We start from the raw sequence: 25,506 nt of genomic DNA, 5'->3' as shown, positions 1-25,506 counted from the left end.
TTGGAGTAGAGCTGCCTGATTCATCCGAAATGGAGTCGGGTGAATTGGTCAAGGTGATCCTCCAAGCCGACAGCGCTCGCCGCCAGTTGGATGGCTACCTGACGTCCTTGTTGGGACGGTTAGGCGATCTAGAGGGCCAAGAGGCAGTGGAGGAATTGTGCCGCCAATTCGGTCTCGGTCGTTACCGTGCCCGCCAGCAGGCCAAGACCGCCAGCGCGCTCCATGCTCTGCCCACCACGCTGGATGCAGCCAAGCAAGGATGGATCTCCATTGACCACGCTCGAGTGTTGGGCGAGTCCCACCAACGGGCCCCGCTGTCAACCGAGCAGGAATTGGCGCTGATCACCGCAGCCATCACCGAGGATTTGGACGTGTTCAAGAAGACTGTGGCCCGCGACGAAGACCAGCGCCGGGCCGACGACGGTTTGACCCGCCATGAACGCCAGCGCGAGCACCGCATCGGCAAGGTGTTCGATGGCGATGACGAGATGGTCATCTTGCATGCGGAGTTCGATCGCATCGCCGGCGAGCGGGTCAAAACCTCGCTTTATGCCCTAGCCGACCGCATGTTCAAAGAAGACGCCAAAAGCAGTTCGGATCGTACTCACGAGCAGCGCACTGCTGATGCTCTAGTCGCTCTCATCACCCAACGACCCGCGGGGTCTAAAAAATCCTGCGGCAAATCACACGCTGATTGCTGTGATACGAACGATGGCACCGACTTCCGCGATTCCGACAGCCACGGCCGCCACAGTGACAAATCCAGTTTTGACCGACTGGAATGCGGCGATCTCACACCGCAGCCCACCACACTGATCGTCTCTGTCGACTACGACACTCTGTGCGGTCAACTAAAGAACGCTGGACTCATCGACGGCACCCCAATCGACATCGACGATCTCCGACACATCGCCTGCGACGCCAGCATCGTCCCAGCCATCTTCGCAGCCGACGGCCAGCCGTTGTATATGGGAAGAAAGCAACGAGCCGCCACCGCCGCCCAAAAGCTGGCCCTGTTCATCCGAGACAAGCAGTGCATCGGCTGCGGCATGCGAGCCAGCGCCTGTGGCGCCCACCACATCACCTGGTGGGGCAACAACGGAACCTCCGACATCACCAACCTCGTGCTGCTCTGCCCCAAGTGCCACAAGAAGGTCCACAAACATGGCTACGTGGTCACGCAAGACTCCTCAGGGCAATGCCAGATCGTCCCGCCATCTAGGCCACGAGCCCGCAGCCCAAGTCAAAGAACCGAATCCGGACAAGAATCCACCAACGAAACAGCGGGCGTCATCATCGCCAGCTAGCAGTACTATCCGGCCAGTGACATCGGGAGCAGGCGCCCGCGCGGAAGACCGCATTGCGGAGTTGATTGAGCTTGTCCGCTACCACGACCAGCGCTACCACGGCGACGATATGCCGGAGATACCCGACGCCGACTACGACCTGCTCAAACGCGAGCTGCGGGATCTTGAAGCAGCCCATCCGGATCTGGCTCGACCCGACTCCCCCACCCAAACCGTCGGAGCTGACCCATCGACATTGTTCGAACCGGTCGAACACCGGGTGCCGATGATGTCGTTGGACAACGCCTTCGATCGCGACGAGCTGAGCGCTTGGGCCGATCGGGCCCGACGCCGTCTTGCTGTTCAACGGGCTCGCAGGGCTGCCGAAGAGGCAGGTGGCCAGGGGTCGTTGCTGTTGGTCGAAGAAAGAGAAGGCAAAGACGGAGGCACATCTGAGACGGAAATGCCCTCTGCGGAGTTGGGCAACCTTGTGTGCGAACTCAAGTTTGATGGTCTGGCCGTTTCGCTGCGCTATGAGGACGGCAAACTGGTGCAGGCTGCTACCCGAGGCAATGGGCGCGTGGGTGAGGACATCACTGCGAACATCCTCGCTCTTGAATATGAGGGTAAACGGTCCGTCCCTCATCGGCTCCCCGCGGGAGCACCCCGAGTACTTGAAGCGCGAGGAGAGATCTACATGCCACTGGCTGCTTTTGAGGCTCTCAACGCTCAGCAAGAGGCCGAGGGTAAGCCTCGCTACGCCAATCCCCGTAACACCGCAGCCGGGTCGCTTCGACAGAAGGATCCGGCGATTACCGCTACTAGGGGCTTGTCCATGTGGTGCTACTCGGTTGGCGAAGTTCAGGGTGGCCCTGGATTGGCCACTCACAGCACCATGCTGGAGTATCTGGAGAGCCTGGGCCTGCCGGTCAATCCAAAAACCACCACGGTGGACTCTGTCGACGCAGCCTGGAAATTCATTGAGCGGTGCGAGGCACAGCGCCACGACCTTCTTTACGAGATCGATGGCGCGGTCATCAAAGTCGACCGCCTAGACCTCCAACGGGAACTGGGCTCAACCAGCCGGGCCCCACGTTGGGCTATTGCCTACAAACTTCCCCCTGAAGAACAAACCACCAAACTCTTGGACATCCAGGTCTCCATCGGAAGCAAGGGCAAGGCCACCCCATTTGCCGTGCTTGAGCCTGTTTTTGTCGGTGGATCCACAGTGGCGATGGCCACCTTACACAACGAAGATCAGGTCAAGGCCAAGGATGTGCGAAAGGGAGACACCGTCGTGGTTCGGAAAGCCGGCGATGTCATTCCCGAGGTGTTGGGGCCAGTCTTGTCCGATCGTCCCACCGGACTGCCTGAGTGGGAGTTCCCCTCAGATTGCCCTTGTCCGGAGAAGAAGCCGCTAACTAGAGAAGAGGGCGATGCAGCCCACTATTGCCGTTTCGAACGCTGTCCCGAGCAGATCCGGGGCTGGATCGAGCACTTTGCCGCCCGGAACGCCATGGACATCGAGCACTTGGGCGAACAGCGAGTCCGGTTGTTCATCAAGCTCGGACTCATCGCCAGTGTGGATGACATCTACAGGTTGGATTCCAACGGTTTTGAGTTGCTTCGGGACCTTAAGAGCGCCACTTGGACTACTCGCCTCAATGATGACGCAGAGATTTTCCTTGAATCCAGCCTGGTTGCTGCCCTTTCCCAACTCGATTCCGAACGCCGCGCCGATCTGGCCGCCTCAATCGAGAGCCTGAAGCATCGCCCGCTGGCCGAACTGCTGGTTGGGCTCAGGATCGATGGACTTGGGCTTACGACCGCAAAGTCCGTGGCCCAGGCATTCCCCCATCTCGACGACATCATCGAGGCTTCGGCAGAGGACTTGGCTCAGATCAAAGGAGTCAGGTTGGCAGTCGCCGAGGCGATCAGGACTTTCTTTGGCTCAGAGGAGAACCAATCGTCCATCGCCAAGCTGCGCGCGGCGGGAGTCAAGATGGGAGACCTGCCCTCATCGACAGCGGGCGACAGTCCTCCGGACTGCAACGAAGAGGTCTCACTGAAGGATGATCCCCCTTCGCCGCCTGGTAGGGCATTCTCCCCAAAGCAAGAGGAAGCACTCCAGCGGACCATCAGATTCGTTGCTCCTACCCCCAAGAGGCTGAGCGATAAAGACCTAGACCCTCAGGAAATACGGGACTTCGAAAGAAATGAGACCGCCGGTGAACAAACCAGCAGCACGGGGCAACCAAGCAGGGGAATTGGCGAGCAAAAGGCCAGGTTGCTTTTCCATCTCGGCCTGATCGCCGATTTCGGCGACTTGTTCAACATTGACCTGGACCTGCTCGAACAGTTCAGAAAATTGACTTGGAGCAGAGCCCTCGACGATGGCATTAAGGATGAAATCGGCTTGCACGTTGACGAGGTGGCCCAACTGGCCAGCTTCGCCGACAAATCAATCGACAATCTGAGACAAGCCATTGAAAGGTCCAAAGACCAACCACTGTCCCGGCTGCTTGTGGGGCTCAACATCCGCCACTTTGGCGACACTGCCAGCGAAGTATTGGCTGACTATTACGAAAGCAAGTCTGCCAACATGCACGAGCCGGCCCTGGACCTCATCATGAAGGCAGAGGTCGAGGAACTCTCTGATGTGGAAGGGATTGGTACAATCATCGCGGAAAGCGTCCGTGAGTTCTTCCAAACGAAGGCCAACCGGCAGATCGTTTTGAACCTTAAAGCTGCCGAGCTGCGCGCCACCAAGTTCATCCCCCCTGACAACAACGACGACACTCCGGCCGAAGCGCTGCCGCAGACTTTGGAGGGGATGACCATCGTGGTCACCGGCGGGGTGGAGGGCTACACCCGCGACGGGGTGGGCGCGGCCATAAAGGCTCGGGGCGGGAAGTCGCCGGGCAGCGTGTCGTCCAAGACCACTGCACTGGTGATGGGTGAGAATCCCGGTGCCTCCAAGCTGGAGAAAGCCGAGAAGCTAGGCATCCCGATTCTCGACGAGGCACAGTTCCAAGAGCTCATGGAGACAGGAAAATTGCCTTGAACCTGGCGCTGAGGTGGGTTTCCGCCTGTCTCTTGGCTATCACGATGCTCGCCACTGGAATCGTCGCCCTCGGGAACACCGTCGCCGCGGCGCAGGACAGTGGGGCAACCCTCCAAGACATCACCCTCAGGGATCAACTGATCGCTGCCCAGGAATCACTGCTCAACGTCTACCGCTGCCGATTCGACATCGACACCCAACAGGTGCCGGGCGGCTGTATCAGCGGCCAACCCAGCCAGGGCCCGACTGAGCCCGCCGACTTCGGGGGCACGCCTACCCGAAATCAAGTCATGTTGCGCGACGACCTAGTAGTTGCCCAGGAATCACTGCTCAACGTCTACCGCTGCCGATTCGACATCGACACCCAACTCGTGCCCGACGGCTGCGCTGAGCAGCCCGTCCAAGAACCCGTCGAAGAACCCGACCCGGAACAGATCGATGTCCATGTCTTCTACTGCGTCCCGGCCAACGCCGGATACACCCAAGCGAAACTGCAAGCCGAGGCCGGCAGATTCAATGGGGACATCCGCAATTTTTTCTTGCGGGAGTCATCGAACACCGTCAAGTTGAACTTCGTGCCCGGGGGGATCGTGTCACCCCATGTGGCATGGAATGACGTAAGAATTGGCGACTGGTCGAATGCCCATGGGATGAACCCCTGCGAAACCCAGGTCTCTGCCATTGGCCAATACCAATTCCCGCTCATTCTCGCCGGGATCTCTTCGGGAAGCGGCGTGGCCGGTTACGCCTCGCCTGAAATTGGAGCCGTCACAGTTCCAACGCTTGAGAGATATTCGAACGACCGCAAGAATCACGCCATCCTCATTGGCCACGAACTGGGCCACTCGGTCTTTGATTTGGGACACGATTCAGAGTTCCTGTCGATCATGACTGCCCCAAGTGCTCGGGCCACGCTCGGCGACAACCGCATTGGCTGCGACGACCTCTTCAAGTTGGGGTGGCGTCAGCACGACCGCTGTGATCTGAACAGGCTCAATATCCCCAGCGGCGACTTCACCGCCGTCACCGCTGCTCAATACCACAATTGCGGGCTGCGGCAAGACGGCGCCGCAGTGTGTTGGGGCGAGAACTACCTTGAGCCAAAAGACGCTCCCTCAGGCTCGTTCACTTCGATTGCTGCCGGTCTGTGGCACACCTGCGGTTTGCGGGCCAACGGCAACGTCAAGTGCTGGGGTTTCGACGACGATGAGCGGGGCAACCAGGTTGGGCTGGCAAGTCCGCCCGTTGGTCGATTCACGGCCATTACCGCGGGGCATCTCCATACCTGCGGCCTAAGGCCCACCGGCTCCGTCCAGTGCTGGGGCAGCAATCGCGATATCTGGCACAACACCTATGTGGGCCAGTCGAATGCGCCGGGCGGGACCTTTGCCGCGGTCTCCGCCGGCACCTGGCACACCTGCGGCCTGCGGCCAGACGGCACCGCCCGATGCTGGGGATCCAACGACGACGGACACGGCGAGTTCATTGGCCAATCGAGTGCGCCCACCGGAACCTTTACCTCCATCTCCGCCGGCACCTGGCACACCTGCGGCCTGCGGCCAGACGGCACCGCCCAATGCTGGGGATCCAACGACGACGGTGAGTCGGATGCGCCCACAGGAGCCTTTGCTTCTATTTCAGCGGGAAGCGGCTTCACCTGCGGTTTGAAGCAAGATAGAGCTGTCCAATGCTGGGGCACAAATGCCAACGGAGCCCTGGAGGTGCCGGGCGGGCAGTTCCGAGCAATCGAAGCAGCACCCTGGCACGTGTGTGGAGCAAGAGAAGACGGCACCATCCAATGCTGGGGTGGTGGCTACTTCAAGGGCTTGGGCGTTCCCGGAGACTCATTTACGGCTATCGAAGCTGGCAGGAGCTTCACCTGCGGTATTCGAGAAGACGGCACAGCCTTATGCTGGGGTAGCGGCGCGCACGGCTCGGCCACTGCACCCGCGGACAGATTCTCGGCAACCTCATCCGGCCACATCCACACCTGTGCGATAAAAGACAATGGAACCGTTCTATGCTGGGGATCCGACGATTCCGGCGTAGTAAGCAATTCTCCTGAGGGCCGCTTCACCGCCGTCACTTCCGGTTCGTCATTCAGCTGCGGACTCCGAGAAGACGGCACAGCCTTATGCTGGGGCCGCGAAAGCTTGAGTGCCCCTGATGGACAGTTCAGTTCGGTAGCCGCCGGTGATTCTTTTGCCTGTGGATTGCTCGTTGACGGAACTGTTCTGTGCTGGGGTTCCGATGCTTTTGGTGAGGTAAGTGGTCCTCCCGAGGGTCGCTTCAGCGCATTGGCTTCCGGCGGCTTTCATGTTTGCGGGCTTCCAGAAGCTGGCGGCATCAAGTGCTGGGGCGATAACCGCTATGGGCAGTTGGACAACATCCCTGAAGGTAGCTTTATTGCCGTCTCAGCAGGCTATTGGCACTCCTGCGCCCTTCGAGACGACGGAACGATCACGTGCTGGGGATCGAATCAAGACTTCGATGGAACCGTGATTGGCCAGTTGGATGGCATCCCCGAGGGAAGTTTCACCGCCATCTCCGCGGGCGACTACCACAGCTGCGCGCTCCGAGAGGACGGCTCGGTCCGCTGCTGGGGCAGCCAATACGCTTCGGTCTGAACCTTAGGAAGTGATTGATGATCAAGGCCGTGTTCTGGGACTTTGGCGGGGTGTTCACCGGATCGCCGTTCCACCTCGACGACTATGCCCGCTCTCTGGGCACCACCAACGAGCGTCTCCTGGAGCATGTCTTCGGGCGCTACGAGGCCAACGGCGACCATCCTTGGCACCGCCTGGAGCGGGGTGAGGGCACACTGGCCGACGCGTTAGAGGCGGCGGCGGAGGCCTGCCGGGCAGACGGCATTGAGGGGTTCAACTCCGAGGGGTTCTTCAAGGCCATGTCCGGCACCAACAACGATGAGCGGCGAGAGTTGGCCGTGTCAAAAGTCCGAGAGCTCAACGAGGCGGGCATGCAACAGGCCATCATCACCAACAACGCCAAAGAGTTCGGCAACATGTGGCGCCAACTCATCCCCGTCGACGAACTCTTCGACGCGGTGATCGACTCCAGTACGGTGGGCATGCGCAAACCCGACCCGAGGATATACCGGCTAGCCCTCGATCAACTGGGAGTTTCCAGCTCGGATACGAGCGCATTTTTGGACGACTTCGAACCCAACGTGGCCGCCGCACGCCATCTCGGCATGCACGGGATTCTGGTAGAAGACGACATCTCCGGCGCTCTCGCTGAACTCGACATGGTCATAGCCTCGGAATAGAGCCAAATGGGAAATTTCGACTTGACCATTTGGCAAGATCACTAGCAAAATGGGGCTTTGGAGGGGCGCGAAGGAGGGGATTCGGCGCGCACATGACACTGTTTGAGCGAACCGCGACCGCGCCTATCAGTTGGGGCGTCTGCGAGATGCCCGGCTGGGGATTTCAGCTTCCTGTTGAAGCCGTGCTGACGGAGATGTCCAAGGCCGGGTTCACCCATACCGAGCTTGGGTCACTCGGGTATTTGCCCACCGATCCCGGCGACCTGCGAGCCGTACTCGAGAGCCACAATCTGTCGCTGCTCGGGGGCTTCGTCCCCTTGGTTCTGCACGATCCACTTCAAATCAGGAGCACCCTGGCCTCGGCTGCTGAGTCTGCGGCGCTGATCGCCGGTGGAGGCGGTGGCTTCTTTGTCACCTGTGTGGTCAGCCACTTGGAGGACTGGCGCCAAGAGCCGCTGGCCGATCACGAATGGCGAATCGTGGCCGACGCTTTGGCCGGAGTAGGGCGAGTAGCCGGCGACCACGGTCTGACCCAGGCCCTCCATCCCCATTTTGGATGCCTGGTGGAGACCGCAGGGGAAGCCGAGCGCGTACTGGAAATCAGCGATACCGCGCTGGTGCTCGACACCGCGCATTTTCTGTTGGGGGGCGCTGACGTCCTGGACATGACCAAGCGCTATCTGGATCGCGTCGCACTTGTACACATCAAAGACGTCGACCTGGGCATCGCCGCTCGGGTCATGGCGGGAGAGCTGTCGCTCATGCAGGGCGTTCAGCAGGGCCTATTCCCGCCCTTGGGCCAGGGAGGGCTGCCGATCGCCGAGATCGTCGACCTACTGGAAAAATCAGGACGCGACCTCTGGTACGTCCTGGAGCAGGATGCGGCAATCTCAGAGGATGATCCCTCTGCGGTAGCTCGGCTGAGGTTCGACGCCCGCCAGAGCATCGATTTCCTGCGCAGTCTGGAACCCGTACTCGCGGGTGCCGGAACCTCACAAAACCAATAACAACTACCTTGAGAGGGGTAACCCAACAATGAGAAAGCTATGGAAGCTGTTTGCTTTGCTCCTAGCGTTCACGCTCGTAGTCGCGGCCTGCGGCAACGACGACGATGACACCAGCGAGGATGCACCCAGCGCACCTACCGAAGCAGCGGCACCAGCCACTGAAGCTCCAGCGCCGACGGAGGCCGTGGAAGTCGACCCGACCCAGGGTTGCGACCACACCTACCACGTCATCACCCACGGTGACTCCGGCACCTTCTGGTCAGTGGTTGAGGTGGCTGTGCGTGACGCCGCCGCGGCCATCGGCTGCGACGTCGTCTACTTCGGCTCCAACAACGACGCCCTGAGGCAAGCCCAGGAGATCGAGGCGGCCATCGCTGCCGGCTCCAGCGGTATTGCCATCTCGCTGGCCGATCCGGCTGGCGTCCAGTCGGCGGCTGAGGCCGTGGTTGCCGCGGGCATCCCGCTGTACACGCTCAACTCGGGTGTGAACAACTACAAGGCCCTCGGCGCCACCACCCACATCGGCCAAACCGAGACCGTGGCCGGTAACGGCGCCGGCGAGCGGTTCAATGCACTGGGCGCCACCCACGTGCTCTGCGCCCGCCAGGAGCAGACCAACGTGGCTCTGGAAGAGCGCTGCAATGGCCTGGCCGAGACCTTCAACGGCCAGGTGACCTCGGAGTTCGTCGGTCTCGACGCCACCCCCGATGAGCAGCAGAACACCATTGCTGCGATCCTTCAAGGCGATGAGAGCATCGACGGCGTGCTCGGTGTCGGTCCGAACCTGCCCCTGCGGGCCCTTGCTGCCGGCGAGCAAGCCGGTAGGGACCTCATCATCGGCGGTTTCGACCTGTCCAGCGACCTCATCAATGAGATTGAGGATGGCCATGTGGCCTTCACGGTCGACCAGCAGCAGTACCTCCAGGGCTACTTGCCGGTCATCCTGATGCACCTGCAAGCCACCAACCTGAACACCGCGGGTGGCGGCCTGCCCATCCTCACCGGCCCGGGCTTCGTCGACACCGCCAACGCGGCAGAGGTCAAGGCGCTGGTTTCCCAGGGAACCCGCTAAACCCAAAAACTGACCTGCGACGCTGAGCGCGTCGCAAGAAACAAGAAAAAGGAGCGCTGCCCGGGTATCCGGGCAGCGCTCCTTTCGTTTCGCTTATAGTCAAAGAAGTCCATTGGCCGGGTACATCGCCCAGGTAGAGAGGGGGGCTCTCGTGTCCGACGCGACCACTACGACTGACTCTACGGATAGCTCGCCGTCGGTTGAAGACGAGCGATTAGCCCACCGAGGTCCGGTCCAACAGCTGTTGACCAGACCGGAGATCGGCGCTCTGATCGGCGCAGTCGGAGTCTGGCTGCTGTTCTGGCTGGTGTCGGCCCCATTCGGAACCGCTGGGGGTACAGCGAACTATCTGGACGTAGCGGCCACGCTCGGCTTGATGGCGATACCGGTGGCCTTGCTGATGATCGGAGGAGAGTTCGACCTCTCCTCCGGCTCCATGACCGGGGCCACCGCGGTGATTGTGGTCTTGTTGAGCAGTGACACCGCTGAGTTGGGCGGTGCCGGGCTCAGCCTCCACCTCGCAGTCCCGCTCTCACTGGCTTTTGCCTTGGCCATCGGCTGGTTCAACGGGACGCTGGTGGACAAGACCTCGCTGCCCAGCTTCATCGTCACCCTGGGCACGTTCTTCATCCTCATCGGGGCCAAGCTCGGCTTCACCAAGCTGTTCACCAACAAGGTGATCGCTGAAGGTCTCGACCGGTCGGGCGGCTACGAGTTCTGGGACAACATCTTCGGCGCCACCTGGGTCCGAAACGGCCATGTGTGGGAGAACGATGGCTGGACCAATCTCTGGAGCAGCAGAGACTGGGCTTGGAGCGGTCTACTCATCATCGGCGCGGTTGTCTTGATCCTGGGCACCATGGAGTTGGCCTACTCTCGCCGGAAGAGACCGGTCTTGGGCGGATACTTGATGTTCATCGTGGGAGCCGCTGTCGGGACAGTTGGCTACATCCTGCTGCTCAGCAAAGACAGCAAGAGCTCCAACTGGATATTCGGAATCATCACCGGAGCGGGAGTTCTGGCAGCGGTGGCTGGCTGGTGTCTGGCCCGCTACCAACCAGCCGAGCGAGAACCAACCTCAACGGAACACGACCCGCGGGTGGTCCAGTTCCTGATCGCCGGGGTTGTGGCCATTGTCGGTGCCATTCTCATCGCCGCCGTCATGGACTCCAACAATGCCGACCGCCTCGACTTCTTGACCGGCACGCCGGGACGCGCTGTGTTGGCCATCGGCATTGGCGCCACCGGGGTATTGGCCGTGCTGGCCGCGCTGGGCCGGGTCAGCGTGGGATATCCCGCTATCGGTGCCCTTATCGCCCTCATCCCCGCCGTCAGCTACATGATCACCGTGCAGGGGGCCCGAGCCATCCTGTTCGGCATCTTGGCCCTTGCGGGGGTGGTACTGCTGAGCATTGCCGCCCGGCGCCGAGGGCTAGCGGCATTGTTCACCCTCCTCACCTCGGTGGGCATCGTGATACTGGCCTTCTTCATCCAGTCGGAGGCCACCTCCCGAAAGCTGCGGGTGGAGCTGTTCACTGCCCTGCTGTTGATCGCGCTCCTACTCGCCGCCTCCGCCGTCGCCCGGCTGATCGCGGCCCGGCGCACCTCTGCCCCGCCACCACCGGCACACGGCCCGCTCGCTCGGCAAGTCGGGACAGTGCTCGGATTGGTCGCAGGACTCGTGTCATTGATCCTGGAATTGGCCGATGGCGACGGGATTCTCTACAGCATCATCATGGCGGTGGCCAAGGGGGGCATCGTCGCATTCGCGGTCTTTGCCTTGGCCACCCTCTACCGCACGCTGTTCACCTCCGACGAGAGCGTGGGCCGATCGCTGGTCTTCGTCGGGCTGGGCTCAGTGATGCTGGGCATCGCGGCCAAGCTGATGTTCATCACCAGCGAAGAACTGGCCGCTACCCAGGCCCAGACTCGCTTCGGCGTGGGTGTGATGCTTTTCTTGTTGTTTGCAGTGGCAGGGGCCTGGGTCCTGGCCCGCACCCAGTTCGGAAACTGGATTTTCGCCGTGGGCGGCAACAAGGACGCCTCCCGTTCGGTGGGTGTGCCTGCCGCCCGTACCAAGACCACGCTGTTCATGCTGGTGTCGGCGTCGGCCTGGGTCACGGGCATGGTGATCGCTTTCCGACTCAACTCAGTGCAGGCCAACGTGGGCGACGGAAACGAGTTCCGCTACATCATTGTGGCCGTGGTCGGCGGCTGTCTGCTTACCGGTGGTTATGGATCGGCCATCGGCGCGGCTATCGGCGCGGTGATCTGGGGCATGATCACCTCCGGTATCGGTTTTGCTACCTGGAACAGCGACTGGCGCTTCCTGGTGTTGGGCGCCTTGCTGCTGGTGGCGGTGCTGGTCAACAACTATGTGCGCTCTCAAGCAGAGAAGGTCCGATGACTTTCTCCCGGCAGACAATTCGGACTACCAACAACCTCAAGGAGACCTGCTGATGGCTGAATTCCTCGAACTCAACAACATCTCGAAGTTCTACGGGAACATCATCGCCCTCACCGGCGTGACCACCACGGTGAATCCCGGCGAGGTCACCTGCGTGCTGGGGGACAACGGCGCGGGCAAGTCCACTTTCATCAAGATCCTGGCCGGCGTGCATCAGCACGACGAGGGCACGCTCTTGATGGAAGGCCAGGAAGTGCGCTTCAACTCGCCCCGCGAGGCGCTGGGTCGAGGGATCGCCACCGTGTACCAGGACTTGGCCATGGTGCCGCTCATGTCGGTGTGGCGGAACTTCTTCTTGGGGTCAGAGCCGAAGACGGGCATCTGGCCCTTCCGCCAGATTGACATCGAGGGGGCCAAGCGCATCGCCAAAGAAGAGATGGCCAAGATGGGAATCGACATCCGCGACGTCGAGCAACCCGTGGGCACGCTTTCCGGGGGCGAGCGGCAGTCGGTGGCCATCGCCCGGGCCAGCTACTTCGGCGCCCGGGTACTGATCCTCGACGAGCCCACCTCAGCGCTGGGCGTCAAGCAGTCGGGCGTGGTTCTGCGGCGCATTGTGGAGGCCCGGGACCAGGGCTTGGCGGTCATTTTCATCACCCACAATCCCAACCACGCCTACCCGGTGGGCGATCGATTTGTGATCCTCAACCGGGGAGTGTCCATGGGCAACTGGGCCAAGGAAGAGCTGTCGCAAGCTGATCTGACCCAGCTCATGGCCGGTGGTGCCGAGCTCGAAGCACTTCAGCACGAACTGGCTCAAGCTGGTACATAGTCGGAGCTTCTGGCCACAACTAGCATCACTGCGTGACTGACACACAGGCGGCTGACGCTGCCCGCGCTCCAACCAATCTCGAGGTGCTGACCATCGGACGGGTCAGCGTCGATCTGTATCCCCAGCAGAGCGGCGTTCCGCTGAGCAAGGTCCAAACGTTCGCCAAGTCGATTGGCGGCTCCCCCACCAACGTGGCGGTGGCCTGCGCCCGACTGGGGCGGCGGACCGCGGTGGTGACCCGGGTGGGCGACGACGGCTTCGGCGAGTACATCAGGGGCGAACTGGCCGAGAAGTTCGGAGTGGACAATCGCTTCGTCTCCACTGACCCCGACTTGCGCACCGCGCTGGCCTTCTGCGCCCTTGACCCCCCGACCGACCCGCCGCTGCTGTTCTACCGCGAGCCCCGCGGCCCGGAGATGAACCTGCGGCCTGCCGATATCCCCGACATCGCCGCCACAGTGCCAGTGCTGTGGACCGCCGGATCCCGCTTCGCCCAAGAACCGTCCCGCTCCACCGTGATGGAGGTACTCGACCGGCGGAACCGCCGTCCCCACACCGTGCTCGACTTGGACTACCGGCCCAGCTTCTGGAACTCCCCCCAAGAGGCCGGCACCCACATCGGTCAGGCCGTCGAGTTGGCCACCGTTGCGGTGGGCAACCGTACCGAGTGCGAGATTGCCATCGGCACCTCCGATCCCCATGATGCCGCTGATCGGCTACTGGATCGAGGCGTGTTGCTAGCCATCGTGAAACAGGGGGCCGACGGAGTGCTGGTGGCCACTCCAGAGAACCGCTCCGAGGTGCGCCCAATGCCAGTGGAGGTGGTTTGTGGCCTCGGGGCCGGCGACGCTTTCGGGGGTTCGCTGGCTGATGGGCTGCTGGCTGGCCTCGACCCGGTTGCAATCGTCACTCGGGCCAACGCCGCCGGGGCTATCGTGGCTGGTCGCTTGGCCTGTTCTGACGCCATGCCCACCCCTGCGGAGATCGACGAGATGCTGGCCCGAGAACAATGATCGCTCCAACAGATTTCCCCGGTGAGGCCGGAGCATGACCGGATCAGGCAACAAGTTCCGGATTTGGATCGACCGCACTCCCCCATCAGAGTTGGCTATTCCCCCCGATGTGGAGTTGGTTGACGGCCCAGAGCACGCCGACGGCGTGGTGGTGGCCGCCGACCGGGCGTGGGACGACGATGCCTGCCGCCGGCTGTCCAACCTCAAGGTGGTAGCCCGCTCGGGCATCGGCTACGACAACGTGGATGTCGCTGCCTGCGCCGCCCACGGGGTGGCCGCCTGTAACACCCCCGACGCCCCCACGGTTTCCACCGCCGAGCACGCCTTGGCGCTGATGCTGTCGGTGGCCAAGCGGCTCAAGGGTTCCGAAGCTCGCCTGGCCGCCGGTACCGCGGGTGGCCCGGGCCGACTCACTGGCCCCGGCGCGCTGGAGCTGGACGGGCGAGTGCTGGGTTTGGTGGGCTGTGGGCGGATCGGCTCTCTTCTGGGGCGCTACGCCGAGGCATTGGGGATGAGCCTTCTGGTCTACGACCCCTATCTCGAGGTCGCGCCCGTGGGCGAGTTGGTCGGCCTCGACCAGCTTTGGACGGAGGCCGACGTGGTGTCGTTGCACGCGCCGGCCACCTCCGAAACCCGCCACATCATCAATTCGGATTCGCTGGCTGCCATGCGTCCTGGCGTGATCATCATCAACTGCGCCCGGGGCGCGCTGCTGGACCAAGAAGCCCTATTGACCGCCCTCGACTCGGGGCACGTGGCCGGCGCGGGCCTCGACGTCACCGACCCCGAGCCGCTGCCCCCCGACCATCCCCTGTTGGGCCGCGTCAACGTGGTCGTCACCCCCCATGTGGCCTCGACCACCACCGTGGGGATCGTCAGGCTGATTGGCCAAGCGCTGGACCAGGCTCTCACCTGGCTGCGGGGCGGCATACCCGAGCACCTGCTCGACCCTGCCGCAGCCCATCCGGGAGTGGACCGCCGGGTAGGGACCAGGCCGTGACCTCCCCAAAACGACTCGGTCTGGCCGTTGTGGGCTTCGGCTGGATGGGCCAGGCCCACACCCGCTCCTACCTGCGTCTGCCCACGCTGTTCGAGGATCGGGCCTACGACGTGGACTTGGTGATCTGCTCCGACAACGTGGAGTCCCGCCGCCATGCGGCGATCAGTGCCTTCGGTTTCCGAGAGGCCACCGAAGATTGGCGTCCCGCCATAGAACATCCCGACGTCGACGTGGTCGTCGTCTGCGCTCCCAACATGCTCCACGAGCCATTGGCCACCGCGGCCGCCGAAGCCGGAAAGCACGTGTTCTGCGAGAAGCCGGTGGGAGGCACTCCTATCCAGACCGCCCGAATCGCCCAGGCCTGCCGCAAGGCCGGGATCGTCACCGGGGTGGGCTACAACTACCGCTTCGCCCCCCTGGTGCTCTACGCCCGAGAGCTCATCGCCACCGGTCAACTGGGGCAGATCTCCAACTATCGGGGCCGGTTCTTCTCGATGTACGGGGCTGACCCCATGGGCCTGCTCTCCTGGCGCTTTCTCATCGACCAAGCCGGGCACGGTGCCACCACCGACATCTTGAGCCATGCGGTGGATTTGGCCCTGATGCTGAACGGCCCCATCACCCGGGTGGTGGGCATCGGTGAGACCTTCATCAAGGAGCGCCCGCTGCCGTCAGGGGCAGGGACCCACTACGACCGAGGCAGCCCCAGTGATCCCACCGGCGAGGTCACCAACGAGGACTACTTCGGCGCGCTGGCTGTGTTTGCCAACGGCAGCCATGGAATGTTCGAGGCCAGCCGGGCCATCGTCGGTCCCCAAAGCCAAATGGCCTTCGACGTCTACGGCACCGAGGGGGCTTTGAGCTGGAACCACGAGACATTGAACGAACTCCAGCTTTTCCGGGCGTCCGACCCCCAGCAGGGCTACACCACCGTTCGGGCCAGCGATCGCCACCCCTTCCACGGCGTCTTCGTACCGGGCGACGCCAACTCCATTGGCTTCGAGGACATGGTGGCCATCCAAGACCACGAGTTCCTCGCCGCGGTGGCCGAGGGGCGGCCTCACAGTGCGGGCATGGAGCAGGCGCTCGCCTGTGTGAGCGTGCAAGCGGCCATGCTGAAGAGCTGGGAGACCGGCACCTGGGAAGATGTGGTATCGCTGAGGATGGATTGAAGGGAGGGCAGCCATGGAAACCATCCGCCTGACAACCTCGGGGGCCGTGGTGCGCTATCTGGCGGCCCAGCGCATCGAGATCGACGGCCAGGCCGTCCCCCTGTTCGCAGGAGTATTCGCCATTTTCGGCCACGGCAACGTCACCTGTCTGGGCCATGATCTGGAGCAGGCCGGCGAGGCGCTGCCCACCTGGCGGGGTCAGAACGAGCAGGGCATGGCCCTGGCCGCGGTGGCCTACGCCAAGGCCAACCGCCGCCGCCGTATCATGGCCGCCACCAGCTCCATCGGCCCCGGTGCCACCAACATGGTGACCGCGGCTGCAGTGGCCATGGCCAACCGGATGCCGTTGCTGCTGTTGGCCGGCGACACCTTCAACAGCCGCATCCCCGACCCCGTGCTCCAGCAGGTGGAGCACTTCGACAATCCGACTGTGACGGCAAACGACGCCTTCCGACCCGTAGTCCGCTACTGGGATCGCATAACCGCGCCCGAGCAGCTGGTCCAGTCGCTCCCCAACGCCGTCAATACCATGCTCGACCCCGGCGACTGCGGTCCGGCCTTCATCGGTCTGCCCCAAGACATCCAGGGCGAGGCCTACGACTTCCCCGCCCGTTTCTTCGAGGAGGCCATCCACGAGATCCGCCGTCCCCGGCCCGACACCCGCGAGCTTCGTCGGGCCGCGGCCGCGCTGGTTGCCGCTGAGCGGCCTTTGATCGTGGCCGGCGGCGGGGTCCACTGGTCGCTGGCTGAAGACGAGCTGCGCTCTTTCGCCGAGATCCACAACATCCCGGTGGTGGAGACGGTGGCCGGGCGCACCTCGCTGGTGGCCGACCACCGGCTGAATTGCGGCCCCATCGGCGTCACCGGGTGCACCTCGGCCAATGCCATGGCTGCCGAGGCCGATGTGGTGCTGGCGGTGGGCACCCGCCTGGGCGACTTCGTCACCGGATCGTGGACGGTGTTCGGTGGGGGCGACGACGTGCAGATCATCGGTCTGAACGCGGCCCGCTTCGACGCCACCAAGCATCGCTCGCTGCCGCTGGTGGCCGACGCCCGCGAGGGCCTCACCGAGCTGGGAGCGGCCCTGGGTGATTGCCGGGCCCCCGAGGAGTGGTCAGACCGGGCCTCTTCGGAGACTTCGCAATACCACGCCTACATCGACAAGATCGCCGCCCCCGAGACGGTGGCAGCGGCCGGACGATCTGCCGACGATGCCGAGGCCGACGCCGATCTGCCCACCTACGCCCAGGTCGTGGGAGTGGTGGACCGGGCCGCCGATGAGTCCACCTATGTGCTGGCCGCGGCCGGAGGATTCCCCGGCGAGCTGGTCAATGGATGGCGGGGCCAGGCCGTCCATTCCTTCGATTGCGAATACGGCTACTCCTGCATGGGCTATGAGATCTCCGGCGGATGGGGGGCCAAGATGGCCCTGCCCGACCGGGAGGTGGTGGTGCTGGTGGGAGACGGCTCCTACCTCATGATGAACAGCGATCTCTATAGCACGGTGCTCACCGGCCACAAACTCATCGTCATCGTGTGCGACAACGGCGGCTACGCGGTGATCAACCGCCTGCAACTGGCCCAGGGCGGCGTGCCGTTCAACAACCTCATCGCCGACTCCCGAGTGCAGGAACCAACCGCGGTTGACTTCGCAGCCCACGCCGCCTCCATGGGCTGCGAAACCGAGACCGTGACCTCCATCGCCGAACTCGAAGCCGCGTTCGGCCGGGCCAGGGCCGCCGAGAGCACCTATGTGATCGCCCTGAATACCCATGCTTACCGCTGGACCGAGGGCGGCTCGTTCTGGGAAGTGGGCGTGCCCGAGGTGAGCGCCAGCGCCGATGTGCGGGCCGCCCGGGCCGCCATGGACACCGGCAGAGCCGATCAACGGGTGGGATGGTGAACCGATGAGCCAGGTGGGCCGGGCGAAGAAGTGAGTACCGAGCGGCGCGACTACCGGGTCGGTGGTCCCGAGGCTGACCGGGCCGCGACCGCTGGCCTGGTCGAAGCTGAGTGGTTCCGCCCGCCCATCAATCCGGAGCGCCTGCGCGAGCTGCAAGTCAGGGGCAACGCCCGGGCCGCCATCGACACGATTGCCTGGCTCGGGCTCTTGGCCGGGTTCGGCTACCTGGCCTTCCTCTCGCTAGGCACTTGGTGGGCCATCCCCGCCTTTGCCGCCTACGGCGCGCTCTACGGGGGTGCCGGCGATTCCCGCTGGCATGAGTGCGGCCATGGCACGGCCTTCAGAACCAAGTGGCTCAACGATGTGGTGTACTACCTGGCTTCGTTCATGCTGCTGCGCCAGCCCACCCTGTGGCGCTGGTCGCACGTCCGCCACCACACCGACACCATCGTGGTGGGACGCGACGCCGAGATCATCTTTCCCCGCCCCCCCTCCCCCACGGGAGTAGCACTGGTCTTCTTGCCGCTGATGAACGTGCCCCGGCTGGTAGCCCGCGCTGCCAAGCACGCCATCGGGGACATCGACGACGAGGCCCGCTCTTTCATTCCTGCCGACGAGCTGGGCAAGCTGAAGTGGGAGTCTCGGGCCTATATCGCCATCCTGGCCGGCGTGACGGCATGGTCGATTGCCATCTGGTCCATTGTGCCGTTGCTCTACGTCGGCCTGCCCACCGTATATGGGGCCTGGCTGATGGTGTTCTTCGCCATCACCCAGCACGCCGGATTGCAGGAGGACGTACTCGACCACCGCCTCAACACCCGCACCGTGCATATGAATCCCGTCTTCCGGTTCTTGTACTCCAACATGAACTACCACGTGGAACACCACATATTCCCCACCGTGCCCTACTACTCCCTGCCCGCTTTGCACCAAGAGGTGAAGGACTGCCTGGCTCCGGCATCGCCTAACACCTGGTCGGCCTATCGGCAGATCCTGTCCACCCTGCGCCGCCAGTGGCGCGACTCAGCCTACGAGGAGCCCCGCGGCGATCTGCCTGCGGCCACCGACGGCGGTCGCTGCTTTGTCAACACCGGGCACACCATGTGGGCCGGCGACCGCCACGACGGCCTGATCGATCTCGGGCCTGCCAACGCCCTCACCCCCGGATCGGCCCGGCAGGTGGAAGTGGGCGATGAGGCCTACGCCCTGTTCCGCTTGGGCGACGGCACTTTGGTGTGTGCCGAGGGGCTGTGTACTCACGGCCAGGCCTACCTAGCCGAGGGCGTGGTGCTCGACTGCCTGGTGGAGTGTCCCAAGCACAACGGCCGCTTCGACCTCCGCACCGGGGAGGCGGTTCGGTATCCGGCCACCGACCCCCTTACCTTGTACCCCGTGGAGATACGAAACGGCCGGGTGGTCTCAAGCCTGCAAGCCGAATCCGAGGAGTCCGGGGTATGATCCCGGCGCGTATCGGGGTGCTGGGCTGTGGGCGGATCGGGCGGATGCACGCCGAGCTGATCGCCAAGCAGGTGCCCAACGCCGTAGTGACGGCGGTCTATGACGTAGTGGCCGATGCCTCTGCGGCCCTGGCCGGCGAACTGGGGGTTCATCAAGCCGCGGACCCGGCCGAGATTCTGCGGGCCTCCGATGTGGACGCGGTAGCCATCTGCTCCTCTACTCACACCCATATCGACCTGCTGGTGGCGGCGGCCGAGGCCGGCAAAGCCGTCTTCGTGGAGAAGCCGCTGGCCCTCAATTTGGCCGACGTGGACCGGGGCATCGCCGCCGCCGAAGCTGCTGGAATCCCCGTGCAGGTTGGATTCAACCGACGCTTCGATCCCAGCCACCGCTATGTGCGCGACCGCGTGGAGGCCGGAGAGGTCGGCGACGTCCACCTCGTTCGCATCTCCAGCCGTGATCCGGAGCCCCCGCCGCTGATGTACCTAGACCAATCCGGGGGCATCTTCTGCGACATGACCATCCACGACTTCGACATGATCCGGTTCATCACCGCAAGCGAGGTCACCGAGGTGTACGCCATTGGCGCGGTGCGGGTCGACCAGGCCATCGGCGAGGTCGGCGACCTCGACACCGCGGTCATCGTCTGCACCCACGAGAACGGCGCCATCAGCACCATCGACAACAGCCGCCAAGCGGTCTACGGCTACGACCAGCGGGTAGAGGCGTTCGGCTCAGCGGGGATGGCGGCCTCTGAGAACCCGCTGGTGGCCACGGCGATCACCCGAACCGCCGACGGCGCCCACGCACCCACGCTGCCCTACTTCTTCTTGGAGCGGTACATACCCTCATATCTGGCCGAGTGGGGGGCGTTCGTGGAGATGATGGAGGGCGCACCGTCGCCGGTCGCCCTGGCCGACGGCCGGGCCCCGCTGGTGATCGGCCTAGCCGCGTGGAAGTCAGTCCGCGAGCACCGCCCGGTGCGGATCGACGAGATCGGCTGAACCGGAAATGGAGCACCCCATGAGACCACCAGCGACCACCGCCGACCGCCGCCGCGAGATCGGCTGAGCGATGCGGGCCTACGTCACCGGGGGGACCGGTTTCATCGGTTCCAACATCGTCAAGGTGTTCACCCAACGCCACCGCGCCACAGTCCACTGCCCGGTCCACTCCTTCGTGCCCGACAACCCCCAGGGCTACACCACAGAGCCGCTGGATTTGCTCGACAGCGAGGCCGCGCTGGCCAGCGTGGCCCACTTCGACCCCGACGTGATCGTCCACTCCATGATCCTCAACGACCTCGACGGCATTTACGCCCAGCGGGAGCTGGCCTGGCGCAGCTACGTTGATGCCACGCTCACCCTGGCCGAGGCGGCCAACCGGTCCGGGGCCAAGCTGATTGTGGTATCTACCGACTGGGTGTTCGACGGCACCCAAGCGGGCGCCGATGAGCACACTCCCCCCAACCCGGTGAACTACTACGGCGTGCTCAAGGCCATCAGCGAGCAGGCCGCCCTGCTACGGGCCGACCAGGCTGCGGTGGCCCGGGTGTCGGCGGTGAACGGTGTCCACTGGGCCCGGTCCGAGATGCCCCGAGGCCAAGACCCCGGCTTCGGCTATTTCGTGACCACCGTGCTCAACGCCGTGTCGCAGGGCGAGCCCTTTGGGGTGTGGGAGAGCAACGACATCAACATGACGGCGACGTCGAGTCTGGCCAGCGAGTGCGCCGAGGCCATGTGGCTGATCGCCGCCAACCCCGATGCCGAAGGCATCTTCCACTGTTGCGGGGCCGAGCCAGTGGGCCGCATGGAGCTGGCCCGAACGGCCTGCGACGTGTTCGGCCACGACCCGTCGTTGCTGCGGTCGGTGCCGCCTGAACCGGAAATGATGGCATCGCTAGGCGGCGCCCGCATCCCTTACGACAGCTCCCTGGGCACGCCTCGCACCAGGGAGGTCTTGGGCTATGAGCCGTTGGGCACTCGGGCGCTGCTGGAGCGATTCAAACAAGAGATGGATGCCGGCGATCTGGTGCCGGCGATCACCGGTACAAACACAGCGAAAGGAGGCTGACCATGGCCTATACCCCCACCGCATCCGCATCAGGCCCCATCCGCCCCCAGCCGGGACCGGGGCGGATTCTCGACGTCACCCCGGAGTCGGCCGGTTGGGAAAACGTGGCCTTCTCGGTGGTGGAGCTCACCCCTTCTGATCCGTGGTCGGGTGTGGAGTCCGATCGGGAGACCGCCATCGTCCCCCTCTCCGGTGCTGGTCGGGTGCAAGCCGGAGGGGTCGACGCCGCCATCAGCCGCACATCGGTGTTCGAGGAGCTGGGGCGCATCGTCTACCTGCCGCCGGGTACGCCTTATGAGATCTCAACCGATGGCTCGCTGACGGCCGCGGTGGGCTCGGCCCCGGCCGAGGGCCGCTATCCGGCCCGGGTTTTCGAGCCTTCGGAGATGAGGGTGGAGATCCGGGGCGGTGGCCAGGCCTACCGCCAAGTGGTCCACTCGCTGGCCCATCCGCTTCCCGCCGAGAAGCTCATCCTCTACGAAGTGTTCGTACCTCGGGGAACCTGGTCGGGATGGCCGCCCCACTGCCACGACGGCCGCGACGGCTCGCCCTATCTGGAGGAGGTGTACTACTTCCGCCTGGACCGTCCCGAGGGCTATTGCATGCACCGGAACTGGCGCTCCGAGGAAGGATTCGACGAGGCGGTGGTGGCCCGCGACGGCGATGCAGTGCTGGTGCCCAAGGGCTATCACACGTCGGTGGCCTGTCCCAGCGCCAACATGTACTTCCTCAACTATCTGGCCGGGGAGCTGCTTGGAGAAGAGCGGCGCACTCCCCCCTGCTTCGCCGCCGAGCACACCTGGATCGAATCCGACTGGGGCGCTGGTGCCTGGACCCTCCCGGTGGCCGGCGCGGTACCCTCCAACTGACATGGGCGTAGCCGACCTAGCCCACAACGGGCGATTCGCGGTGCTGGCCATCGACCACCGCGACTCTCTGCGGGCCGTCCTCGCACCAAACGATCCCGATTCGGTAACCAGCGAGGCCATCGTTGACCTCAAGCGCGACCTAGTGGCTGGTCTAGCCGAACAGGCCACCGGGGTGATGCTCGAACCGGAGTACTCCATCCCCCAGCTTCTGGACGGCACGCTGCCCCCCGGAGTGGGCTTCACCGCCGCGCTGGAGGCCCAGGGATACATGGCCGACCCCGAAGCCTCGCCGGTTGCCCTGCTGGAGGGCTGGTCGGTGCAGGCCGCCGCCGACTGCGGCGCAGCTGCGGCCAAACTGCTGGTGCTCTACCGGCCCGACCGCCCCCACGCCGCCGCCCAGGAGCAGGCTGCGGCCGAAATTCTGGCCGAGTGCCGCCGAGTGGGCATCCCCATGCTGGTGGAGCCGCTGTTTTACGGCTTAGATGATCCTTCGGTCCGCCCCCAGATCGTGCTAGAGACCGTGGACCGCTTCGCCCCCATGGGAGTCGACGTGCTGAAGCTGCCGTTCCCCGTCGATCCCGTCCACGACCCCGAAAAGGCCCGATGGGCCGCGGCCTGCTGGGAAATCACCAGACGGTGCGACATGCCCTGGACCCTGCTTTCAGGCGGGGGCAGCTTCGAGAGCTACCACGACCAACTGGAGGTGGCAATGGCCTCGGGCTGCGCCGGATTCACCGTCGGCCGAGCCCTGTGGGGCGAAGCCGCCTTGGCCTCACCCACCGACCGCCCCAAGGTCATCGCCGATCTGATCGCCCCCCGCCTCGCCGCCCTGCGGGACTTGGTTGAATAAGTCATTCGACTTGGCGGTTAGGCAGCATCGCCTTAGCTAGGGACGACTTCTCAACCTGGTATTTCGATCAATCAGAGCCGTCTTCGAAAATCGGTATATTCTCCCACTCCGCATCAACCGCTAGAGCCCATTGTTGGTAGCGGCTTTTGCGTCCCGGCTGAGTTGTCTGCACCAAACCTCGATCTTCGAGAGAGCGCAGCAACTGGTGTACCGCGCCGCGAGTCACCCCGAGACGCTCTGCGATCTTCGAACTAGACATTGTGCCCTCGGCCAGCATGTCGAACACTTGGCCTTGTCTGGGAGTTATCGGCCCAAGGGTCAACTGAGCCAAAGTTCGGTCCGGCGGACCTGCTAACGGCACTTCAGTATCAGAGATGTCAACCGTCAGAGGCTTCGGATACTGGAATTCAAGTCGCGGATGTCTTACTCCCAGCAGGCGATCGGGCAAGTGCCAGGTGGTCCATCGGCGATCACCGGATTTCCTCAACAGGTCGCGCCGCCCCAGATCGGTCAGATCCTGTGTGGCCTCATAGGCCTGACAGCCAGTCAGGGCGCGATAACGCTGATTGTCAATCTCACCGTTCTGGCGTGCATAAGCCAGCGCCAACTTCTGCCGGTCGCTGAGATCCTCGTGGGCGACCAGCCCGAGCCACTTCACCGCGTCCCCATCGAGAAGTGTGTGATTGCGGAATACAACTCTGAACTTCGAAAGGCTGTAATCGATTTCTGGAGGAGACAGACCCGCTTTGCGTAATCGCGCCGCTACTGCGATGAGCCCAGATCCTGCGTTTTCGCACACTGTTTCGTTCGTTCCTGGAACTACAACGTCTTGGAGAAGTTTCGTCAGTCGGACATTGCGTGCTGCGGTAACCGGTTCATTCATCAACTGCTCAGGATCAATGGCACCAAATAGGCCACCCGGGCTGACGATCTCCAGCCGATCGGGGTAGAGCGACATCATTACGGACTGGCCTCGAGCGGCGGAGTGGTAATCGCGGTGGATCAGGGCATTGATCACCACCTCCCGAATCGCTTCGAGCGGATAGTCCCAGCGATCCTCACGACCCATCCCCCGAATTACGGCACGTCTCAGCATGTTCCTCTGCAATGCTTCGAACGCGCCATTGAGCATCGTCGGGATAGGGCCGTCGATTGGCTGGTTGTCCAGCAATCGAGTTCCGTCTTCTAACGGTTCACCCGTCTCCGTTGGATAGGCGGCAAAGGTTATTCCCAGCCTCGGAAAAAACTGTTGGGGATATCTGCCCAGGGCAAACAGCCCGGCCATTGTGACCGCCTCCCCTGCTTCCGTATTGACGAGGACCCCGAGCATACGGAGGACCTCGTCGTCAGTGGCACCGCGAAACGCCTGGCCCCTCATCGCTCGAATTCTTTGCAGCATTGCCTGCACCGCGTCGCTGTCAAGATGGTCGATGCCGACGCCCTCAACCGGCTCTTGATCATCCACAGGCTGCCCTTTGGCCGCTTCCACCGCATGGTGTTCGTAGGACGTCAGGCGGCGGTTGCCGTCGTGCGACCTCGAGTAGGCGTTGTCCCTCTGGCCCTTCTCCATGACAAAGCACGGCTTTTGGTGTGCGTCCAATTCACTTATGGCGGCCACTACCACCTGCTGGCCGTCTACTTCGCAGATTTCGATCTCTGGCAGGATTCGCGGTTCAAGATTGGTGGCGCACTGCGAAGCTAGGTCTGATGCCAGTTTGTCGGCATCTGCCCTGGTAGGGGTAAAGCCTGGCTCTTCCAATCCAAGCACAATCAAGCCACCCGACCCATTGGCAAATGCCGAGATGCTCTTCAGAGCGCTCGACGGAAATCCACCTTTGGCGTCTTTGACCTCGATGCGCTGCATGTCGGTTCTTGCCTTTCGCAGCCTGGGCAACCATGCATCTAGCTGTTCCTGCAAACTGCTCTCCATCGCTATCCTTTCTCCTTTTGGGCACCGGCGGCAGTGCGGCTTTAGCCCAGTCTGGCCTCATTCCGAAGACATCATCATAGTAAGATAACAGCTACTTCACAGTTATATGGTAGTTCATATTAGTGAGATGTGAAGTCTTCGCAGCAGCATGACTGATATGTAGCTGCAATGACGCGGCCCGAACTTCAACCAATGCAGGCAGGCTCAGACCCCGGCTCTGGTGCTCGCTGGGTCTGTCAGGAATTTTGTGTATCGGGCGTGATCTGAGGGTCCGCGGCCGGGTG

Annotated in this window: 18 protein-coding genes; 17 read left to right on the top strand and 1 reads right to left on the bottom strand. The window is 63.3% G+C overall.

Going from position 1 to position 25,506, the window contains the following annotated elements:
• The first annotated feature begins 29 nt into the window (after window positions 1-29).
• The 17 genes from OXG30_13830 to OXG30_13750 all read left to right on the top strand — a co-directional run bounded on the left by OXG30_13830 (window position 30) and on the right by OXG30_13750 (window position 23,292).
• Complete coding sequence (locus tag OXG30_13830; protein ID MCY4135970.1) at window positions 30-1,307, top strand: DUF222 domain-containing protein; 1,278 nt, start codon at window positions 30-32, stop codon at window positions 1,305-1,307.
• 16 nt (window positions 1,308-1,323) lie between these two features.
• Window positions 1,324-4,350 carry an NAD-dependent DNA ligase LigA gene (gene ligA / locus OXG30_13825; GenBank protein MCY4135969.1) on the top strand — a complete coding sequence of 1,009 codons (3,027 nt, stop codon included), beginning with the start codon at window positions 1,324-1,326 and terminating at the stop codon, window positions 4,348-4,350.
• Window positions 4,351-4,394: 44 nt separating this feature from the next.
• Entirely contained in the window at window positions 4,395-6,977 is a 2,583-nt protein-coding gene (locus OXG30_13820) for a hypothetical protein (GenBank protein ID MCY4135968.1), read from the top strand.
• Window positions 6,978-6,994: 17 nt separating this feature from the next.
• The gene (locus tag OXG30_13815) at window positions 6,995-7,636 is read left to right on the top strand and encodes an HAD family phosphatase (GenBank protein ID MCY4135967.1); all 642 of its coding nucleotides are present in this window, start codon (window positions 6,995-6,997) and stop codon (window positions 7,634-7,636) included.
• Between the two features lie 92 nt (window positions 7,637-7,728).
• Window positions 7,729-8,643 (top strand): sugar phosphate isomerase/epimerase, encoded by a 915-nt coding sequence (locus OXG30_13810; protein ID MCY4135966.1) that lies wholly within the window; start codon window positions 7,729-7,731, stop codon window positions 8,641-8,643.
• A 28-nt stretch (window positions 8,644-8,671) separates the two neighbouring features.
• The gene (locus OXG30_13805) at window positions 8,672-9,715 is read left to right on the top strand and encodes a substrate-binding domain-containing protein (protein MCY4135965.1); all 1,044 of its coding nucleotides are present in this window, start codon (window positions 8,672-8,674) and stop codon (window positions 9,713-9,715) included.
• A gap of 244 nt (window positions 9,716-9,959) precedes the next feature.
• A complete protein-coding gene (locus OXG30_13800) occupies window positions 9,960-12,122 on the top strand; it encodes a hypothetical protein (GenBank protein MCY4135964.1) in 2,163 nt (720 codons plus the stop codon).
• 52 nt (window positions 12,123-12,174) lie between these two features.
• On the top strand, window positions 12,175-12,954 hold the full coding sequence (locus tag OXG30_13795) for an ATP-binding cassette domain-containing protein (GenBank protein ID MCY4135963.1): 780 nt from the start codon (window positions 12,175-12,177) through the stop codon (window positions 12,952-12,954).
• Window positions 12,955-12,986: 32 nt separating this feature from the next.
• The gene (iolC, locus tag OXG30_13790) at window positions 12,987-13,967 is read left to right on the top strand and encodes a 5-dehydro-2-deoxygluconokinase (GenBank protein ID MCY4135962.1); all 981 of its coding nucleotides are present in this window, start codon (window positions 12,987-12,989) and stop codon (window positions 13,965-13,967) included.
• A gap of 34 nt (window positions 13,968-14,001) precedes the next feature.
• The gene (locus OXG30_13785; GenBank protein MCY4135961.1) at window positions 14,002-14,967 is read left to right on the top strand and encodes a hypothetical protein; all 966 of its coding nucleotides are present in this window, start codon (window positions 14,002-14,004) and stop codon (window positions 14,965-14,967) included.
• Window positions 14,964-16,139, top strand: coding sequence for a Gfo/Idh/MocA family oxidoreductase (locus OXG30_13780; GenBank protein ID MCY4135960.1), 1,176 nt, complete (start codon window positions 14,964-14,966; stop codon window positions 16,137-16,139). Before OXG30_13785 ends, OXG30_13780 begins: the two co-directional genes overlap by 4 nt.
• A gap of 13 nt (window positions 16,140-16,152) precedes the next feature.
• Window positions 16,153-18,042, top strand: a complete 1,890-nt coding sequence (gene iolD / locus OXG30_13775) for a 3D-(3,5/4)-trihydroxycyclohexane-1,2-dione acylhydrolase (decyclizing) (GenBank protein MCY4135959.1) — start codon at window positions 16,153-16,155, stop codon at window positions 18,040-18,042.
• 30 nt (window positions 18,043-18,072) lie between these two features.
• Window positions 18,073-19,500, top strand: a complete 1,428-nt coding sequence (locus OXG30_13770) for a fatty acid desaturase (protein ID MCY4135958.1) — start codon at window positions 18,073-18,075, stop codon at window positions 19,498-19,500.
• On the top strand, window positions 19,497-20,504 hold the full coding sequence (gene iolG / locus OXG30_13765; protein MCY4135957.1) for an inositol 2-dehydrogenase: 1,008 nt from the start codon (window positions 19,497-19,499) through the stop codon (window positions 20,502-20,504). Before OXG30_13770 ends, iolG begins: the two co-directional genes overlap by 4 nt.
• Before the next feature lie 70 nt (window positions 20,505-20,574).
• A complete protein-coding gene (locus tag OXG30_13760; GenBank protein MCY4135956.1) occupies window positions 20,575-21,573 on the top strand; it encodes a sugar nucleotide-binding protein in 999 nt (332 codons plus the stop codon).
• Window positions 21,574-21,575: 2 nt separating this feature from the next.
• Window positions 21,576-22,442, top strand: a complete 867-nt coding sequence (gene iolB / locus OXG30_13755; protein ID MCY4135955.1) for a 5-deoxy-glucuronate isomerase — start codon at window positions 21,576-21,578, stop codon at window positions 22,440-22,442.
• Between the two features lies 1 nt (window position 22,443).
• A complete protein-coding gene (locus tag OXG30_13750; GenBank protein MCY4135954.1) occupies window positions 22,444-23,292 on the top strand; it encodes a DUF2090 domain-containing protein in 849 nt (282 codons plus the stop codon).
• A 67-nt stretch (window positions 23,293-23,359) separates the two neighbouring features.
• On the opposite strand, the gene OXG30_13745 is transcribed toward OXG30_13750, so the two are convergent.
• A complete protein-coding gene (locus OXG30_13745; GenBank protein ID MCY4135953.1) occupies window positions 23,360-25,222 on the bottom strand; it encodes a putative DNA binding domain-containing protein in 1,863 nt (620 codons plus the stop codon).
• Window positions 25,223-25,506: the final 284 nt, after the last annotated feature.

It is taken from the genome of bacterium, from assembly GCA_026708015.1.
Taxonomy (GTDB): Bacteria; Actinomycetota; Acidimicrobiia; order Acidimicrobiales; family Bin134; genus Poriferisocius.
Note: the sequence above shows the minus strand (reverse complement) of the source record. Positions and strands in the feature narration are given on the sequence as shown.

Excerpts from the sequence above, each read along its gene's own strand:
- OXG30_13830 (MCY4135970.1), top strand. The coding sequence starts at position 30 with ATGGAGTCGGGTGAATTGGTCAAGGTGATCCTCCAAGCCGACAGCGCT.
- OXG30_13820 (MCY4135968.1), top strand. The coding sequence starts at position 4,395 with ATGCTCGCCACTGGAATCGTCGCCCTCGGGAACACCGTCGCCGCGGCG.
- OXG30_13815 (MCY4135967.1), top strand. The coding sequence starts at position 6,995 with ATGATCAAGGCCGTGTTCTGGGACTTTGGCGGGGTGTTCACCGGATCG.
- OXG30_13810 (MCY4135966.1), top strand. The coding sequence starts at position 7,729 with ATGACACTGTTTGAGCGAACCGCGACCGCGCCTATCAGTTGGGGCGTC.
- OXG30_13805 (MCY4135965.1), top strand. The coding sequence starts at position 8,672 with ATGAGAAAGCTATGGAAGCTGTTTGCTTTGCTCCTAGCGTTCACGCTC.
- OXG30_13795 (MCY4135963.1), top strand. The coding sequence starts at position 12,175 with ATGGCTGAATTCCTCGAACTCAACAACATCTCGAAGTTCTACGGGAAC.
- OXG30_13785 (MCY4135961.1), top strand. The coding sequence starts at position 14,002 with ATGACCGGATCAGGCAACAAGTTCCGGATTTGGATCGACCGCACTCCC.
- iolD (MCY4135959.1), top strand. The coding sequence starts at position 16,153 with ATGGAAACCATCCGCCTGACAACCTCGGGGGCCGTGGTGCGCTATCTG.
- iolG (MCY4135957.1), top strand. The coding sequence starts at position 19,497 with ATGATCCCGGCGCGTATCGGGGTGCTGGGCTGTGGGCGGATCGGGCGG.
- OXG30_13760 (MCY4135956.1), top strand. The coding sequence starts at position 20,575 with ATGCGGGCCTACGTCACCGGGGGGACCGGTTTCATCGGTTCCAACATC.
- iolB (MCY4135955.1), top strand. The coding sequence starts at position 21,576 with ATGGCCTATACCCCCACCGCATCCGCATCAGGCCCCATCCGCCCCCAG.
- OXG30_13750 (MCY4135954.1), top strand. The coding sequence starts at position 22,444 with ATGGGCGTAGCCGACCTAGCCCACAACGGGCGATTCGCGGTGCTGGCC.
- OXG30_13745 (MCY4135953.1), bottom strand. The coding sequence starts at position 25,222 with ATGGAGAGCAGTTTGCAGGAACAGCTAGATGCATGGTTGCCCAGGCTG.